The sequence below is a fragment of the Paraburkholderia sp. BCC1886 genome (assembly GCF_900996245.1).
Classification (GTDB): Bacteria; Pseudomonadota; Gammaproteobacteria; order Burkholderiales; family Burkholderiaceae; genus Paraburkholderia.
Window position 1 is genome coordinate 1 of the sequence record NZ_CAAJGK010000065.1, and the last position, 2,376, is coordinate 2,376.

3 protein-coding genes are annotated in these 2,376 nt (G+C 62.1%); all 3 read right to left on the reverse strand.

All coding sequences use genetic code 11. The features are described 5' to 3' along the window. Nucleotides 1-366: 366 nt before the first annotated feature. Entirely contained in the window at nucleotides 367-1,167 is an 801-nt protein-coding gene (locus FQ746_RS24540; RefSeq protein WP_144112290.1) for a shikimate dehydrogenase family protein, read from the reverse strand. Continuing rightward, complete coding sequence (locus FQ746_RS24545) at nucleotides 1,164-2,171, reverse strand: Gfo/Idh/MocA family protein (RefSeq protein ID WP_144112292.1); 1,008 nt, start codon at nucleotides 2,169-2,171, stop codon at nucleotides 1,164-1,166. The genes FQ746_RS24540 and FQ746_RS24545 overlap by 4 nt, the downstream gene beginning before the upstream one ends. Before the next feature lie 22 nt (nucleotides 2,172-2,193). After that, nucleotides 2,194-2,376 (reverse strand): electron transfer flavoprotein subunit alpha/FixB family protein (locus tag FQ746_RS24550; protein WP_222105895.1); only part of this gene is annotated, 183 nt, incomplete at its 5' end.

The window sequence follows — 2,376 nt, forward strand, 5'->3', positions numbered from 1 at the left end:
TCAGCGTAGCGGAATCTTCCTCGCTGATCGGCCTGAAGATGTTGCCGATCGGCGCCGCGCCAAAACCCATCACCGTCGTTTCCAAGCCTGAACGCGGCCATTTCCGCTTTGCTACCGGATCCATCGTTTGTCTCCTGTATCGACCGGAGTCAGCACTTGCGGGCTACTCCAGATTCATTTCGAGGTGTATGCGGCAAACACTTTATTCGTCTCATTTACCCGGTCTCCACGTAACTCACCGGATAGTTACTTAAAGCCGATATTAGGCTGCACGGCTATATCGATCAAGCGGGTTTTCCCTGGATTTTTCGCGCTTTATACAAACATCGTCGCGCGCCGGTTACAGCATCCCTACACTCGGTGGCGTCAGGGCACGAGCCGCAGAAATGCGGCCATCGTTTCAACCGAACTTTCGAGAAGATGGCGACCGAGGTGCACCGTCAGACCGCGCGCTTTCGCGGCTTTCAACAGCGGCGTCTGCTCGGGTTTCATGATGAGGTCTGCAACAACTGCATGAGGACTGGCGTCGGTCAGATCGATCGGCGCGGGATCGCCATCGCGCATTCCGCACGGCGTCGCGTTCACAATCAGGTCGTGAATCGGCTGCGCGGCAGCCACGCCGCGACGGACCGACGTAGCCGTCGAGCGCGAACGCAAGGCATCTTCGAGGCGAGCCAAGGAGGACTCGCTGGCATCGTCGAGGTCGATCGATGCAACGCCTGCGTCGACCAGCGCATGCGCGACCGCCGTGCCCGCCCCGCCGCTTCCCACCAGCAGCACCGACTTGTCGCGCACGGTCTGCCCACAGGCAACCAGACCGTTCACGAAGCCGATACCGTCGAACATGGCACCCGACCACGTGCCGTCCGCTTCGCGGCGCAGACAGTTCACGCCGCCCGTCTGCCGTGCCGGCGCGGACAAACTCGCGGCATACGCAGCGGCAGCAAACTTGTGCGGTACCGTCACGACGACGCCTGCCAGATTGGCGATACCGCGCAGGCCGTCGAGCACCGGCCCGAGTTGAAGCGGCGGCACATGGAATGGAATCAGTACGGCATTCGTCGCGTGACACTCAAACAGTGCATTGAACAACTCCGGCGATTTCGCCTGCGCAATCGGATCACCGAGAATAGCGACGATTCTGGTTTCGCCATCGATTCGTTTCAAAGGCCGTCTCCTCGTGTCCCTGTCATGCGTTCGATCAACCGTTGCACGCGCAGCGCATCGTCACCGACGACCGCAGGCGCGCGACCCTGCTGGATCGCCGCGCAAAAATCCCGGATCAGATCGCGATGGGCCGCGTGAGAGAAATCCATCGGCTTCGCACCGAAGCCCGTCGAAGACGGATCGTTGAATTGCTGCGTGGTGCCGTCCTGCAGCGTTGCGAGCAACGACCCGCCTTCGAGCACGGCCGTGCCGTGCCGCCCGACCAGTTCGATGCGCTCGGGGAAGCCCGGAAATGCGGCAGTCGTCGCAAGCACATAACCTGCCGCGCCACTTTCGAATCCGAGGGACGCGCTAGCGAAGTCTTCGGCCTCCATCGTGTGCAACGACGTCGTCGTCGTTGCTCCGGTCACGGACGCTACGTCGCCCGCCAGCCATATCAGCAGATCGAGTGCGTGAATGGCCTGCGTCATCAGCACGCCGCCCCCATCGCGAGCGTAGGTACCGCGGCCCGGTTCATCGTAATAGGACTGTGGGCGCCACCAGCGCAGATCCAGTCCGGCATAAGCCAGCGGGCCGAGCACGCCTTCTTCTACCAGAGCGACAAGTCGCTGCACCGCGGGACGGAAGCGGTTCTGGAAGACGACGCCCAGATGCACGCCTTCATCCCGACAGATTTCAACGATCCGTTGCGCGCGCGACACCGAGATATCGAGCGGCTTTTCGAGCAGCACGTGCTTGCGGGCACGGGCTGCTCGCTGCACGATCTCCAGATGCGTGTTAGGCGGCGTCAACACCAGAATGGCGTCGACACCGGGATCGTTCAACGTGGCCTCGAGCGATTCGCCGGGCGCAAAGCCATGCTGTTTCGCGAACGACTCGACCCGTTCGCGCGAACGCCCCAGCACGGCGACCACTTCGACTTCGTCACGCAGGTCATTGAGCGCGAGTGCGTGAGGTGTCGCGGCAAGCCCGACACCGACGATCGCAATCCGTGTCTTTCGCATCCTGGCTCCGGGATTTCGCGCCTCAGACTGCGGCGGCCAGTTCCGGAACCACCGTGAACAGGTCACCCACCAGACCGTAATCGGCGACGCTGAAAATCGGCGCTTCCTCGTCCTTGTTGATCGCGACGATCACCTTGCTGTCCTTCATCCCGGCCAGATGCTGGATCGCACCCGAGATGCCGACCGCGATATACAACTGCGGTGC

Bases quoted from the DNA above. Each gene is read 5' to 3' on its own strand.
- FQ746_RS24545 (WP_144112292.1), bottom strand. From the start codon at position 2,171: ATGCGAAAGACACGGATTGCGATCGTCGGTGTCGGGCTTGCCGCGACA.